Source organism: Sphingobacterium sp. SGG-5 (assembly GCF_011043525.1).
GTDB lineage: Bacteria > Bacteroidota > Bacteroidia > Sphingobacteriales > Sphingobacteriaceae > Sphingobacterium.
Window position 1 is genome coordinate 1 of the sequence record NZ_JAAKGO010000005.1, and the last position, 15323, is coordinate 15323.

General features: G+C 36.2%; 11 protein-coding genes. 1 reads left to right on the forward strand and 10 read right to left on the reverse strand.

Annotation, left to right across the window (positions count from 1 at the left end; translation table 11 throughout):
• Nucleotides 1-93: 93 nt before the first annotated feature.
• On the reverse strand, nucleotides 94-1428 hold the full coding sequence (locus G5B30_RS08570; protein WP_165319583.1) for a HEPN domain-containing protein: 1335 nt from the start codon (nucleotides 1426-1428) through the stop codon (nucleotides 94-96).
• Nucleotides 1425-2558, reverse strand: coding sequence for a hypothetical protein (locus G5B30_RS08575; RefSeq protein ID WP_165319584.1), 1134 nt, complete (start codon nucleotides 2556-2558; stop codon nucleotides 1425-1427). The genes G5B30_RS08570 and G5B30_RS08575 overlap by 4 nt, the downstream gene beginning before the upstream one ends.
• Nucleotides 2559-2790: 232 nt before the next feature.
• On the opposite strand from G5B30_RS08575, the gene G5B30_RS17370 reads away from it, so the two are divergent.
• On the forward strand, nucleotides 2791-2997 hold the full coding sequence (locus G5B30_RS17370; protein WP_240903154.1) for a helix-turn-helix transcriptional regulator: 207 nt from the start codon (nucleotides 2791-2793) through the stop codon (nucleotides 2995-2997).
• Nucleotides 2998-3379: 382 nt separating this feature from the next.
• On the opposite strand, the gene G5B30_RS08585 is transcribed toward G5B30_RS17370, so the two are convergent.
• The 8 genes from G5B30_RS08585 to G5B30_RS08620 are packed head-to-tail and all read right to left on the reverse strand — an operon-like array spanning nucleotide 3380 to nucleotide 15159.
• Nucleotides 3380-4168, reverse strand: a complete 789-nt coding sequence (locus G5B30_RS08585) for a helix-turn-helix domain-containing protein (RefSeq protein ID WP_165319585.1) — start codon at nucleotides 4166-4168, stop codon at nucleotides 3380-3382.
• A 10-nt stretch (nucleotides 4169-4178) separates the two neighbouring features.
• On the reverse strand, nucleotides 4179-5363 hold the full coding sequence (locus G5B30_RS08590) for an AbiH family protein (RefSeq protein ID WP_165319586.1): 1185 nt from the start codon (nucleotides 5361-5363) through the stop codon (nucleotides 4179-4181).
• 8 nt (nucleotides 5364-5371) lie between these two features.
• On the reverse strand, nucleotides 5372-6874 hold the full coding sequence (locus G5B30_RS08595) for a hypothetical protein (protein WP_165319587.1): 1503 nt from the start codon (nucleotides 6872-6874) through the stop codon (nucleotides 5372-5374).
• Nucleotides 6871-8790, reverse strand: a complete 1920-nt coding sequence (locus G5B30_RS08600; protein WP_165319588.1) for a restriction endonuclease subunit S — start codon at nucleotides 8788-8790, stop codon at nucleotides 6871-6873. The genes G5B30_RS08595 and G5B30_RS08600 overlap by 4 nt, the downstream gene beginning before the upstream one ends.
• The gene (locus tag G5B30_RS08605) at nucleotides 8783-10420 is read right to left on the reverse strand and encodes a class I SAM-dependent DNA methyltransferase (RefSeq protein ID WP_165319589.1); all 1638 of its coding nucleotides are present in this window, start codon (nucleotides 10418-10420) and stop codon (nucleotides 8783-8785) included. Before G5B30_RS08605 ends, G5B30_RS08600 begins: the two co-directional genes overlap by 8 nt.
• Nucleotides 10421-10423: 3 nt before the next feature.
• Nucleotides 10424-13492, reverse strand: a complete 3069-nt coding sequence (locus G5B30_RS08610; protein ID WP_165319590.1) for a type I restriction endonuclease subunit R — start codon at nucleotides 13490-13492, stop codon at nucleotides 10424-10426.
• Nucleotides 13492-14358 (reverse strand): nucleotidyl transferase AbiEii/AbiGii toxin family protein, encoded by an 867-nt coding sequence (locus G5B30_RS08615; protein ID WP_165319591.1) that lies wholly within the window; start codon nucleotides 14356-14358, stop codon nucleotides 13492-13494. The genes G5B30_RS08610 and G5B30_RS08615 overlap by 1 nt, the downstream gene beginning before the upstream one ends.
• Complete coding sequence (locus G5B30_RS08620) at nucleotides 14359-15159, reverse strand: hypothetical protein (protein ID WP_165319592.1); 801 nt, start codon at nucleotides 15157-15159, stop codon at nucleotides 14359-14361.
• Nucleotides 15160-15323 lie beyond the last annotated feature (164 nt).

Genomic DNA, 15323 nt, shown 5'->3' on the forward strand with positions numbered 1-15323 from the left:
GTTTGAACTATCTCTGAGCAGCCGAGTGCATGGGAAACGAGCGACGCGAACAATCCCTCCGGCTCCACGAAAAGGACATTCTTCTTGGACAGCTCAATCATTATATCTAATCATCAGAAAATGTTCCTCGAACGAGCTTGATGCATTCGTCAAGAAACCGTTTGACTCTTGCTTTGTACGCACGCCATTATTTTCATGAAAATGCCAACTGTTAGCTTCTAATCCCGCGTGAAGCAACGTTTCATTACCACAGAGCACTCGATGAAAGAATAGGCTGTTTTTATCCAATTGCTTTTGGACCTGGTCTTGTGTAAAGTACAATAGAAATAAAGAAATTCCTAAACGTTCATTTATTAACGGTTGTAAACTGCTTAACTGCTCCCTTATATCCGTTTCGCTAATTACCAGCAAATCGAAATAATAATCACAGATACCAGTGCTTTCACGCTCATTGATCATCCCTTCGATGAAAAATGATCGCGCACGATATCCAAACAAATAAATCATAAATGGCTCAGATAGGCTTACTTTCAATTGTTCGATAGCATCCTTCAGATATGCATTTTCATCCATCTTTGTCCTTGTTATTTTTCCTGGTAAATGATGTGTTTCGTCAGTTATATGATGATTTTCGAGATAAGCTTGCTCAAAAGAATCCATAATATGACTAAAAATCTGTTCTGCATTTTTATGTAAGCCTTCCATCTTTACCTCTAATCGTTTTAACGTAGCAGAGTCGATCTCAAAATTATCTTCGTAACGGGTTGAACGATATATATCTTCCAAAATTTGAAGTAAAACGATATCGTCGTGATCATCTTCGTCAAACACACATGCGTAAATAGAACTGATTTCCTTCAGATACAGGTGATGGCATCGGATCGAGTGTGTAATTCGCTCTTTGGCAACAAGTAGAAGTTCTAGGTAGCGATAGGTTAACTCGACAGTTTGATGCAACATGAAAGAAGCCAAAGCATATTTTCCCTTTTCGTTAAAATGGTAATAACCTGCTTTAAACTCATCGATTTTCTGTTGCTCCCTATCCTGCAAAGCGACGGTAAGCTCCTTGCATTTTTTATAATCAAAATTTTCGGGTATCGGCACAAATTCAGAATTCTCTTTATTGTAAATGAGTTTTTGGGGCTGACAGGACGTAAACAGAAATAGGTTTCCTTCCCTGATCTTATCCTTTGCCTGAAATGCCACATAGCACATTGTTTTGTATTGCGGATATTCCCGAATGGTATTTACAATCTTTGGAACTAGATCACCTAAAGTCTTGACATATTTGTTTGATACAAGGATGATCAGTTCATAAGGTAAAATATCTCGATCATAGGTATTAAGGTAAATCTGCTCAATGTTGTATTTAGAAGTTATTCGGGAGACTATGTTTTCCAAGTTCTCCTGCTCTTTAATTTGTCTCATGATCTATATATTTCTGGTTCATACTTCGAAAGTCCCTCCAAGAAGAGTAGCCCGTCAATGAAATCCAATATTTCATTGTTGTTACGGTCAACTCTATATCCGATTTGTTGGTTACCCAATACATCCTCCAAACAGCGTTCCAGCATACCACGCCATTCTTGGATAGACTTCTTTTCAAATTGGTTATGGAGATATTTCCAAGGCCTTTTAATCCATTTGTATCCAATGCCGTATAGCTCTTGTTTCTTATCCTTAGGGTATTTCCATTTAGTATCTATATCCATTCCTTGTTCAAGAATATATTGATAATGTCCCCAATAGCAGTCTAGGATAAAAAGAAAATCATGGTAGTAATGTAGTATATTGGCTGGATTGCCGTGCAGTTTCCAAAAATTTCTTGTAAACAAAATTTCCTTTGAAATACGTATAGCCTTTATTACCTCTTCTTTTTTTGAGTAACTGTATAAATCATAAATATCATTGTCATAATCATATAATGTATCTCTTGCTTTAAATTCATCCCTTTCCTTCATCAATATTTCGACGTCTCGGGGAGATAATACGTTGTTCTGTTCATGATGATCAATTATGTTTAAAGTGCTGATCAAAGCGTTCATTTGCTCAACCACCTTCACCATATGCCCTTCGAATTCATATGAATAGTTAACACAGGTGGGCATTAATCCTTCAAACAACAGGTTGAAAAGGTCACTTCTTAATGAATATAGAGGATCTGAACTGTATATGCTGACCAGTGTTTGGTAGGCATTGATAATAGGGTCGAAATTGGTTTTGACGCTTTCCCCTCTCGGCGTATTGACCTCAATCTTTTTATAGGGAATACTGAATTTTTCAGATATATCAAGGTCAGGTCTTATCTTTTGGATCAGCCACCCTGCTTCAAATAGACGTATTAATTTCTTGTACTTTTTGTACAGTAACAAAGGAGATTCATAGGTCAGCCAATAATTTCGGCGTACGGCTAATGTCAAAATTTCAAATAGTTCATCCTGTATGTGTGTTGGTGATGAAAACTCTTTGAATGTCTCTTCTAATACGGAATACGGATTTAGTATTTCTTCTTCCGTCAGTAGTGTGATGTAACTACTTTGATATTCTACGTGATGCATAGTGTTATGGATTTGTTTCTAAGCAAATGAACACCGTATCATCCACGTACCGAACCAAAAAGGATTGTATAAAACCTTTGTATCGTACAACGCTATCCTTGTTTTGTACCATATCAAGATATTTCGTATCTTGAACGCTGAATATTTGTTAACTTTGGGCTTATGAGTACAACCAACACGACAAACAAACCATATAGGAAGAAAAATCAGCCGTATCCGCGAACTGCGGGGGATGAAGCAGAAAGCTTTAGCTATTGAATTGGGCGTAAGTCAGCAGACGGTATCCAATATTGAGAAAAGTGCGTCTATCGAAGCGGATCTATTGGCACAGGTAGCCGAAATATTAGGGGTTACTCCTGAAGCTATTGAGAATTTTAGTGAAGAGGCTGTGTTCAATATTATGAATAACACTTTTCAAGACAAGCAGTTCAAACAATAACAATTACTTGTGCACTATTAATCCGCTTGATAAAATCATTGAATTGTACGAACGCCTTTTGGAAGCGGAAAAATCTAAGGTAGAATATTTGGAGAAATTGTTGAAGGATAGATAAAGTACACAATAGACTTTATTCTAGGTCTTTGCTTATTTCAGTCAACAATTCTACGGCCTTCATCCTTATTTTAAGATATAAATTATTCATCATTTGAGGGCCAAAAAAAATACTGGCATTGTCAACGGTTGTTTCTGCTTCCGGAAATACTTCTTTATTTGGATGATTAAGTAGTAATAATTTTGGTTGCTGTTTGAGATCATCAATTATCGATTCGATTTCAAATATAGATTTTGAAAATAAATACTCTACTTCTCTGAATTCATCTCATTCAAAGAAATATTCGATCATTTGGTCAGCATTCTTTCGCCCAAATGATGGTATTTGAATGGTGTATGGTGTGACAGGGGCTCTAATTATTCTATAGTTATATTCCTGTTGATCATAACCACTTTTTCTCAAACCATTGAGTTCATTTGACACAAAAGAATTAAATTCAGGATTATTAACGCTCCTACAAAAGCTATTACATTTTCCAAATAAAGCAGAAAGCTTTTGTGATGTATCGGAAAACGAAGATATCAAGTCGTCGATTTCCTTTATCCTATCAGTCGTCGAATTGTTCGGCTTAAGATTTTTCAACCAGTCAATTAATTCTTCTGTTTGGGTATGGGTAGCTTCTTCATTGGATGATCCCTGTCTCAAGTATATTTTGTCTATTTGGAGTCCTTTCAATTTTTGGGTAGCTACTAATGGTCTGGCATATGAATACAAAGGTATCTCAATAACTCCAAATAATTTACCATCATAATTATATTTATAGGATGAGAAGGTAGGACTCGGAAATATTCGAGACTTTGTTTTTTGTTGAAATATTGCGTCATCAGGAAAATCAGTTATTCCAACTAAAGATTTTATACCGTTAGATTCTTCCTTTACACCGAATATAATATAAGCGGTGTTATCTCTTACGGTATTTGAGAAACTGATAATATCTTTGACAAATTTTGCATCAGCCTCTTCCTTTTGGCTTTGAAAATTGTAACAGCAGATTTTGTAATCCAATAATCGGCCTTCGGAATTATCAATTAATTTTTTAAATAATCCATCTGTCATAGCTTGTAATTTAGGCAATATTTGCTTCCATTTCTATTGATTGAATGTACTGCGGGATAACATTCTGTTTGTTTTTTGGCAAAACGCGCTTTCTAAGTTTTTGCTTATCCCGAAACTGTCTAGAAACTTCTTCTGATATTTCATTAAAACTATCTAAACCATTCTCTTTTACACGATAAAAAATATCGACAGAGTTGCAATTTTGATGTTCAAAAACCATATTTAGTAGTGTTCTGTCGGAGCGTCCACACGAATGACCTATAATTTGGACTTGGTAATAATCTGATTCAATAAATCGTATTAAGTCATGATAATTCCTTGTTCGCAAATACCAAAGTGATTTTACATGCTCCAAAAAACCTTTGATTTCTTGTTTTTCCATTTCTGCAAAGCTTTCATCAAGTTCGTCTCCATATCCGAAGATCATAGGGTTATTATCATCTATTATTGAACCATGAATGTTATTTATTACAAAATCCTCCTTTTCTTTAAAGTACTGTTCAATAGAGTTTGTGTAATTAAAATTTAGTATATAAGTCTTATTGGTTTTCTGAAATGTATCAAAGCCAAAATTTTGTTCTTCCCAACCATCAGGTTTAAAGAGATTTGTAAAATCTATCGGTTTATCAAAAATTTCCTGGAAATCTGGGATCAAATTATTCTTTTCCAAAGATGTGAGGTATCGACGCAGTTGATTGCTTAAATAGGCTAATTGAGCATTTAACTCCAAAATATCATCGGTACAATCGTATTGTTCATTTTGGAAACTGTTTTTTAGAATTTCTTTTAGACACTTGTAGTAAACATTCTCAATATCTACCCAGTTTTCGCAAGAACTCTTTAAAAGTTTCCGAGCAAAATTGGTTTGAGCATTTACAGTAAAAAGGCTGTAATCTTGCGTATTAGATACATCATTTCCCCAACCAAAAATTATTTGAGGTACGTATTCCTGTGTGCCTCTCTCAATAATAGTGATAATATTTTGATCCAAATATGCTTCTAAACTTTCAGATACATAAATGCTATTATTGACCGAACAATTGAATATCGGATTTTCTCGTCTATAATTTGTTTTGCGATCAGTGTACAGATTTGTAAGTTCTGTTTTTACAAGCCATAAAACAAAATCAGAATACCTCGTTGGGTATCCATGAGCCAAATCAAACCCATTACCTATAATGATCAACTTGTTCATAATTTCAACTACTTTTTTCCATATTTTCTAAACGCAGCAATAAATTGGTAAATAATAAATCCAAAAATTACCTTGCTGATATAATCTACAGCTAATGACCAGTTCGTAAACTCTTCTTTATTAACTAAAAAGTCATTTCGATGCGTGAGATCAATAAATGAAAAGTAATAACCGATTAGTTTGTGGTCAAATTGGTTAGAATTGAATATTCTCCCAAGACTTAATAAATAGAGTATGTATAAAAGTACTGAAACTCCTATGAACCATAAAAAAGGTCTAATAATCGAAAGTCCATGTTTATTTGACAAGCTATTTACTTTAAGAATGATACGGTCTCCGCAAGAAATCGAATTGATCTTGTGCAAAGCATCATGGGCAATTGATTGTAACTTTTGCGCCTCATAGTAATTTCCGGTATTTTCCAACGATCTTTTCAATTGTAAAAATATCTCATATTGATCTTTGTGATGATTTTGCGTTTTCCGTTCCGGATAATGTACATTCTCAATAGGCATAAATTTCTCAAAACTCGAATATTGATCGGGAAAATTACAGGAAGTAAATGTTGCTTTGGCAACTTTGGATCTATAAAGAGAAATTCGCTTATATTTATCGAAATCTATGTTATCAAACCAAACGCCATCAAGATTACTCTTGTGTATTCCTATTTTACTATCAGCTTGATCATCTATTGGATAGATGTTATGTAGGCTAACTTCTCCTTTTGGGAGAAAATCAGAAATATACCACCTGTTGATTTTTGTGCTTTCAATCAATAGCGGACCTTCTGTCATTCCCGATAGCGAAAGCGAATTTAAATTGGATCCAGAAATTATTGTAGTTTGTTCCTCAACCGGCTTCGAATATTGTATCAATAGATTGATGTTCAAAAGAGCTTTCTCTTCTTCAGTGAAGTAGTAACCTACTTTATAAGGCGGATAAGACTCATAACTTCTTTTGTATAATCCCTTTCTTATTTCGTTTGCTTCGTTAGTTTTAAAAGAAACAATTTTTGTGTCGTATATATTAAAAGACTGCTTTTCGTTAATAACTGTAAAAAAATCGGTATTGATATCTTTCAGTAATTTACGCCAATATTTTGGAAATACATTTTCTTCTGTGTATGAAACATCTACTCTATTCTGATCTAAGAAAAATACACTGCGGCCAACGCAATTATTTATATTTACTGATTTGAGGTTAGGGCTACTTATTCGCCCAGTCAAAATAGAGTTGAAAAAATGGATGGAGATATTTTGAGATAAAATATTCTCCACCTGCAAATCTTCTAAATAACAAGCTACAAATTGGATACTAATATTTTCGAAATTTATATCCTCTGAATTTTCAATAAAAACTTTTCGGAATCTACAACCAATAAAAGTGAAAGTTATTCTTCCCCCCTGAAATGGAACTCCAGCAAACGAAGCTGCGTCAATTGATAAAACCGTATCCTGTACATAGCTTTGATCTGTAATTGTTGAATAAGGTGTGATTTCTATACGATTCATTTCCCCTTAGCCTTCTTTATCAGTTTTCCAAACCCTTTTGGCTCCAAGTTATTATCTCTTAACCACTTTAATCCAACCAATATTTGATCCCTAGTATATTGCTGTTTCCGATCGCTCCACTTATAAAAGTCTTCAATCAATTCATTTTTTGATATTGTCGTTCCTTGAATAATTCTGTTGTTCCATACGGCATAGAGGGTTGCAATTATCTCTGCTTCGGCTTCAGTGGTTTGATAAAGCAAATTAAAAAATCTATCCAATCGATCCTGTACCGGTGCAAAATAACCTTGATAATATCCCTCGATTCTTTCCTCTTTTGTCAACGGTACGAAGCGTTGATTTTGCGAGTCAAACCATTTCTGTGTTTTGAAATGGCCGTATATCGATTTCATGAAAGCATTATCATACGGGCCTGCAGCCTGGTAGTAATAATTTTGATTCAAATCTACCTCAATGATATGCTCAGCTAGGAACTGGACTTTTTGAAATTTGATATTGGAAAAGTTCGGATCATCCTTAAATACTGACACGACTTTTCCAGCTAAAACTTGCCGGGCAAAACCTTTTCTGTTGGACGGAATATCTAAATGTTCTGTGTTACCATAGCATACGTCTGGTTCTGCAGCAATTGAAATAGCATCACTTTCTACATTGTTATTGTCTCCAATTTTTACTTGCCCATTCATCAACATAGGCAATAGCCAATCCCGGAGCTGAGCGAGTTCTTTGTTTTGCCTTTGGTTTAAATGTATCTTCTCATGACACCTACCTAATTGCTCAGCTATCAACATAATCGAATTTTCTTCCAATGGCCAAGGCATACTTAGTGATAGAATGTCATCAGCACTAATTGAGGGATACGAAGACACTCTATTTTGAGCAATATTTTGTAACCGTATAATAATCTCATCAGAGGAAAGGTACATATACAAAATGTCATTGAATTTACTGTTTTGCTTATGTGACAAAACGGTAAATCCTGTAGATACAACCATGTCTTCCAAAGGCATTTTTAATATGCCAAAGTGTTGTTGAATTGGTCGTACTGTAGAGTATATAATATCATCTTTATCAACAAGTCTTTGTGCTCTGCTAGGCCGTCGAGAAACATGAAAATTTGAAATTCCGCCTAGTTTATTCTTAGTGATATTGCTTGTGTCCAAGTAATTTATGTACTTCCCTTCATACTTAGAGTTAACCTGTTTTGAATTTACATAACATATTTCTCGTAAACTTTTATCACCCCAACTTTCCGGAATCTCCCTTTTTAGCACATTGTTATGTACCATTTTACCGCCGGAAGATTTATAGGGTTTGCCATCTTCATCTGGAAAATCAAACTGAACAAACCAATAATCATAAAGCATTTTTGCCATAGCTTCCAACTCGGCATTAATCTTATTGTTCAGCTCGATTTTATCGTCTAATGCGGAAAGAACAGATGCTATTTTTTGTTGGGTGCTAATATCTCTTGAATACCCTACTTTTACGTTAAATAATCTAACCCTATCAAACTCACCTTGACCAGTGCTGCCATCCATAAATTTCTGCAGGGTAGACTCAATAGAAAATAGGCTATAATTCAGGCATTTTGATTCGAAAAAATTATTTGTTCTCAAGACTAAAATGTGTGAGTCAACAATAATTTTAAAGTTTTCAGGAATATATTCAACCAATGCGACTCTTCCGGCTGTTCCTTGACCTGTTGAATTTATAAGTATGTCACCTATTTTCAAAAATTTCTCTTCATTATAAATTTTGTTATCATCAATATATTGAGCGAATGAATAATCAATTTTATTATTTCTTATACATTTTTGGTTCAATACAATGATAGAACTCTTATCCACATACTTAGGTGTTACTCCTTTTCCATGGTATGTTATAATTTCATCGACTCTTCTCCAATTACTCATACCTCAAGCCTTTCAATTGTTTCTGAATTTCAGCATCCAACTTATTCCCTTCTTTAAAAAGCTCAGCCAATCGGCTTTCAAAGCCATTCATTTTATCAGCAAATGCCTCCGGCGTGATATCCACATACTCTATCTTCACTTCAAAATATTGACCTGCAGAGAAGCTATAGTTTTTCGACTTGATTTCATCGGCATTGACGACCACGCTCAAGTCTTCTACGACTTCTATATTATGGAAGGTGTTGACAATCTTTGCTTCTTCGTCAGGTGTGAGTTTGGTACGTTGATTTTTAACTTCCTTTACAGTTTCGCCCAATTTACTCGCATCCATCAACACGATCCGTTCTTTGCCTGCTTGTTTATCTATGAAAATCACCGAAACATTGGTACTAGTACTGGCAAAAATATTGCTTGGCATACTCACCACGCCTTGAAGCCAACCTTTATCAACCAGTCTTTCACGAATTTTCCTTTCTATGCCGCTTTGTGCTGTGATAAACCCAGTCGGCACCACAATAGCGGCTTTCCCGGTATCGCTTAGACTGTGCATAATATGTTGGATAAATAGCAAATAGATTTCCATCTTTTCAGGCTCTTTGGGTTTTACCTTCGGAATACCCGCAAAAAAACGTTCTTTGAAGCGATCGGTATCTAGATTCTCTCTAAAATCCGAAAAATTCAATTTAAAGGGTGGGTTGGAAACGATGTAGTCAAATTTTAACTTTTCTAAATAATAAGGTTCTGATATAGTATTAGTTCTAATAACATTCGGAATGCTATGCGTCAAATTATTCAAGATCAAATTCAAACGCATCAGCGTACTCGACTTCTGCGAGATGTCTTCCGAATAAATGGTACATCGATCGTCGCCAATATTATGTGCCAAGGACATCAATAAGGATCCCGATCCTACACTAGGGTCATAACAGCGGACTTTCTTCACATCACCCTCTACCAATATATTGGCAATGATACGTGCTACCGCATTCGGGGTATAATATTCGGCATATGTACGACCAGCGTCGGAGTTGTAATCCTTAATAAGGTACTCAAAAATATCTTTAAAGAAATCGTATTTTCCAGCAAAGTAGTCTTCAAAACTCTCTTCAAAACTAAATTCAAACAATTTGTTGATCAGCGCTTTGCAGAAGTCATCACGTTGTGAAGTATCCTTTATGTAGTCAAATTTATCGAATAAAGTATCTTTTGCCCCAGACGATGATTTGATAGAAAACACATCCGCATTCTCGATACTAATATCCCTTAAGGTGTCGTCAAACGTTTTGGCGAAGTCGTCGGAGTTTTGGATGTTGTACAAGTGAGAAATCAGTTGATGAGGCTTCAGGCGGGGGACATTTTCATCCAATAAGTCCATCAATAACTCATACTGATCAATATCGCTATCATATAGCTTTTTCAAGTTCCGATAAAACTCCTTATTATCGACCAATTCAGGTCTCAGTCTTTTGACTTCAAATCGGAATTTGTCATTTAAAAACTTATACAAAAAAACTTGTGTTATGATTTTATATTCGTCGCCATCATTTCCCAAACCGTAATTAGCACATACGCTTTTCAGACTGTCAATGAGCTGTTTGGTTTTTGTGGTATAGGTAATATCGTGTGTCATGTTTTATATATTTCCGCGTAATTGGTAATATTCTTTCCCAATCAAATTACTTATGTTTTGACGCGTGGTAGCGTCCAGTTCCATTTTTTCTTTCACTACAAACTGTTGAGCGACTAATTTGACGACATAACGGTCGAACCATGCTTGGTTCTCCAAGATGTCCTCTTGCCCTTCCAGTTTTTCATCCACTTCGAGCTTCACTTGCATCAGCGCACGGTGCAACTGCATTTCTTTAGCCGATAAACTTCCTTTTTCGGTCAAACGTTTGTGGATACGTGCATATTTTTCATCATGATTGTACTTTGCTCGTAACAACGCATTTTTACGGTTGAGCTCTTTGGCTTGATCGTAGATCTGGCGAAGCAATTGCATGTTTTCCACCATATCCTCCTGATTGGTTTCCGACAGGTTTTTCTTTCGAAAGATTCTTTCCAGCTCTTCTTTTAAACTAATAAAAGCTGGGTCGCCGGTGTCGAAATTTTGCTGTAAGGCTTCTCTTGTTTTACGAAGTTGGTCTTTGTATTCATCCGCTAAGCGCAATTCTTCTTCACCTATTTTAATAAATTGGAAAACGATATCTTCCAGTGCGGCGTCTAACAGGTTACGGGTTTCATCACTGCTCTCTAGGCTTTCTACAAAGTTTAGATTATCCAATCGGCTTTGCGCTTCCAAGAGTAAGCGGTTCAGCACGGCAAAGTCCACTAATTCTCCAAGACCTTCATAGCCATTAATCGCAATAATGTTTTTCAGCTCCTTGGCCGTACGTAATGCCTTGACCAATCGTATCAACTCATGTTTGTCGTGTATCGCTGCAATTTGTTGGGAGAAAATTTCCCGATTTTGCGTGTCGTAATGAAATAATGTTTCTTGGATTTCATTTATTTCGGTGCGGATTTCGGCTTCGGACTTGAATAAATGTGAATACATTTCCATCTCATCACCCAATTGTTCCTGCAATTCCTGAAAATACAATTGGTTGGTGCGGTCAAATGCCTTTGAAATGTCAGCAAAATCTACGACGTAGCCATATTGATAATTTTTATAGGGACGGTTTACACGCGTCAATGTCTGCAACAAATTATGATCCTGGATAACTCGGGCCAAATACAGCTTTTTCAATCGTTTGGCATCAAAGCCAGTCAATAGCATATTGTAAACAAATAGAATATCTATCTTCCCGCTTTTGAAGGCTTCGATCAAATCTTTGCGGATCTGCTTATCATTCTCGTCATGTAATATTAAAGCGGCAGTCAGGTTTTCTTCTCGTCTATCTCCATAGGGTACTCCGGGATCAGCAGCTATGGACAAATTCTGAACATGGATCTCTTGTTGGCCATACTTTTCTTCAAATAACTGGAACAGCATTTTAGCTTGTTTGGACGAATCACAAACCACCATTCCGCCGAGCGTTTCATCCCTCCAGTAATCCCTGAAATCCTCAATGTCTTTGGCGATATAATCTAACAATCCTTGTGCAAATCTTCGATCAGCATATACATCAGACGCTTTGATATCACCTCTGAGCACTTTGATCTGCTCCATCACTTCCTTCATCTCCATTTTGAAGCTGCCTTCAATTTCTTCACGGATCAACCGTAAGGTATATCCGTCGGCAATGGACCGGTTGTAATAGTATTTATGGATATAATTACCGAAGAGTAACTTAGAGTCATATTCTTTCGCTACTTCCTTTAATAGTGGTGTACCCGTTAAAGCAATTTTCACCGCATTTTTGTCGGAATTAATCAGATTTGCTAAATAGTTGCCCTTTGGATTGTAGCTTCTGTGCGCCTCGTCTAAAAAGAAAATGCGCTGCGTATTGATATCGTACCCGATATCTTCAGGAACAGTAGAGTCTTCGCTGAATTTTTGAATATTAACAACCGTGATTTCAGCTTGTCCACTATCGTTATGGATTGCACCAACCACCTTTAAATCTGCAATAAACTCTTGGCGGGAATTAACCTTATTGACTTTCAACCCACGTTTAGCAAATTCATTGGAGGCTTGGATTAACAAATCTAATCGGTCTACAATAAAGTAAAACTTAGGAATAATGTGTTTCTTCTGATAATAGTCGGTAAGATGTTTTACATTGTAAAACGCCAAAGCAGTTTTTCCAGAACCTTGCGTATGCCATATGATTCCCTTCGTCTTTCCTTCCTCCAGTTTTGAAGCTATCGCCATGGTTGCAAATACCTGAGGGTACCGCATAATGTGCTTTTGCAATCCGTTTTCTTCGCGAACATAGGCAATAGAATAACGTAAGAGGAAAGCCAACCGCTCTCTGCTGAACAATGATGTTAGCATGCGGTGTGTAGGCGTATACGGCTCCTTGTTGGTTTTGAACTCCGGGCTGTGTTTGATGACCAGCAGGTTGTTATCTTTCAAAACAAAATTTTCCAGCTCATCAGACAGTACTAATAATTCCTGTTTTACCGGATAATCAGCATCTTCACGAAAATAATTGAAATGCAAATCAGCATAGGCTGAAGTAGCATAGAAAGCCCCAAATACAGGTTCGACGATGCCATCTTCATATTCCATATTATTGGAAAACACCATCAACTGTGTCGCATTGGCAAATTTCCTGAAATGTTTTTGTTTGAAACGCGCGTGGATACGGCGTCGCTCTGCCAAAACGCCTTCCTTATTATGTGGTTTCTTTACCTCTACGAATGCGAGTGGCATTCCGTTGATGAGCAAGGTTATATCTGGTCGAAATTCTTCATCTCCATTCTTGCAGATCAATTCAGTAGTGACGTGAAAACTATTATTGTTGAAATTTTTAAAATCAATCAGCTTAATGCCGGAAGTCGCTGTTAAGCGCTGGTAAAATTTTTCACCAATATCTTCATAATCAAGTTCCAAGCTTACTTCATCCAATACTCTTTTTAACTCTTCCAGTTGAGTACTCGGATTGATTTTTTGCAAGCTTTCTAAAAATATCGACTCGAAAATATTGGTATCTTCTCTTCGAATATGTTCTCTTAATGGAATATAGGTATAGCCCAACCTCATTAAATGAAGAAGTGCAGGAATTTTCACTCTTGAGTTTTCATTAAAGGCCATTATATCGTATCAAAGATTGTATTAAACAATAGTTCCAAATCCTTTTTAACCTCGTCAAAAGCGGGCAACTTTTTGATAGAAATTTGATGCCCCAAACTTGTTTTCCATGCTCGTTTAACCGTGTTTTCACTTTTTGCATTCATGAGCTGATCTACACCAGAAAATTCAAGTCCTTTAAATGCCATTTTTTCTAAGAAAGCCTGTTTGATTTCTGTCCAAGGCAGATCATTGACATGTTTGGATAAATACCATATATCATAATAGTCGCGAGGTGCTGTATACGAACGTTGTATTAAAGCTCTTAACTTTTCAGACAACACTTCTCGTATATCATAACAGGCAATTGCGTCTACTGCAGAACTCAGCTGATCGGAATAATCATGATAAACCGTTTTCAAGGTCGGTTCGAACAGCATCTTCTCGTACAGAATAATTTCGATCTTAATGGAAGTATTCCATCGGGCAGGATTCGGCGGAATTTGATCTTTGGAATGATCGGATCCCCAAAACTTTACAACGGCAGCATATCCAGTAGGCATATCATTGTGCCGAAGATTGGTCAGCTTTTCCAAATGTAATTGCATTCCAGTACGTTCTTGTACTAATGACATGATTTGCCGCAACAAATCTTCATCCAATTGAAAATCTGGATTGATGGATGTAAAATCTAAATCTTCTGAAAAACGATAATCCGGGATATAACATTTTCGTAAACATGTCCCTCCTTTGAATATTAACGTTTCTCTGCAGGAATCTATCGAAAATATAGCATCGACAAAATGACCCAATACCCAATCCTTGTCGATGGTACTTCTGGACACTTCGTGTTCCAATGCTTTTTTTTCTATTTCCTTTTTCAGTATCATTTAGTATTGCTTATTGGATATGTCTAACAATTCTTCGCGGCTGATATTCAATCTTAATCGCCATTCCGCAACAAATTCACCTTCTTCCAATCCCTGGGGATCAAACAAATTATATTTATTTTTTACCTGCATCTTGGCAAAATCAATAAAAGATTCCATGCCTGTAATTTGTAGAAGTTCAACCAAATAGCCAATTCGTTTGGTAACCGCTATATTATTCACAGCCTTGCAATACTCGACTAATTTAGTGGGTTGCATTTGCGCCTGACCAACTGCTCTAATCAATTCCGCATAGCCCCCAGAATGTTGAGGTAGATCAAAGCAATCGACTATTGTTTTCTCTACATCGGTTATTGGGTACTGAAGGTTACCATAACCATTGTGTATGATTCCTGTTTTTTTATTTGCTGCTATCCTAACGAATTTATAAGAAGTGCCTAAGATTGATTTATCGTACTTTTTATGTGTCGTTTGAATAAAAACCGTATTGGAGAACTGTTCTGTCAATCCATGTAAATTCAATGCAGACCAATACGCGACAGCACTATTTTCAGCAACAAAAGTACCTATGACATATTCGTCCCGAAAACCTTGTTTGCAAAATTTGCCTTTTTCTATTCGCACAAGTAGTTCCTTATCGACTAGATTCTCTAGGATTTCACTTAAGTTGTCAAACTTTTGTTCTAGCAACTGCTCAATTTCGGAGAATTTGAACAACTGTATTTCATAGTCGTCCAGCAATTTCAAGAACTCCAGTTGAGGTTTTGTGAGATGTTCTGATATATAAACGCTGTCTGCCATATTACCTTTTGTGGAACGATAAGACCTAAAAATTGGGTCTTATCGTTCCTCGATTGGTAAAGATAAGGAACAATTATCCAGAAAACAACGTTTAATACTAAATCTCAATAGCCACTTTGACTAAACGAAAGCGTACCAGATTATTAATATTTTTAAGATGTATA

Bases quoted from the DNA above. Each gene is read 5' to 3' on its own strand.
- G5B30_RS08570 (WP_165319583.1), bottom strand. From the start codon at position 1,428: ATGAGACAAATTAAAGAGCAGGAGAACTTGGAAAACATAGTCTCCCGA.
- G5B30_RS08595 (WP_165319587.1), bottom strand. From the start codon at position 6,874: ATGAATCGTATAGAAATCACACCTTATTCAACAATTACAGATCAAAGC.
- G5B30_RS08615 (WP_165319591.1), bottom strand. From the start codon at position 14,358: ATGATACTGAAAAAGGAAATAGAAAAAAAAGCATTGGAACACGAAGTG.
- G5B30_RS08575 (WP_165319584.1), bottom strand. From the start codon at position 2,558: ATGCATCACGTAGAATATCAAAGTAGTTACATCACACTACTGACGGAA.
- G5B30_RS08605 (WP_165319589.1), bottom strand. From the start codon at position 10,420: ATGACACACGATATTACCTATACCACAAAAACCAAACAGCTCATTGAC.
- G5B30_RS08600 (WP_165319588.1), bottom strand. From the start codon at position 8,790: ATGAGTAATTGGAGAAGAGTCGATGAAATTATAACATACCATGGAAAA.
- G5B30_RS17370 (WP_240903154.1), top strand. From the start codon at position 2,791: ATGAAGCAGAAAGCTTTAGCTATTGAATTGGGCGTAAGTCAGCAGACG.
- G5B30_RS08585 (WP_165319585.1), bottom strand. From the start codon at position 4,168: ATGACAGATGGATTATTTAAAAAATTAATTGATAATTCCGAAGGCCGA.
- G5B30_RS08610 (WP_165319590.1), bottom strand. From the start codon at position 13,492: ATGGCCTTTAATGAAAACTCAAGAGTGAAAATTCCTGCACTTCTTCAT.
- G5B30_RS08590 (WP_165319586.1), bottom strand. From the start codon at position 5,363: ATGAACAAGTTGATCATTATAGGTAATGGGTTTGATTTGGCTCATGGA.
- G5B30_RS08620 (WP_165319592.1), bottom strand. From the start codon at position 15,159: ATGGCAGACAGCGTTTATATATCAGAACATCTCACAAAACCTCAACTG.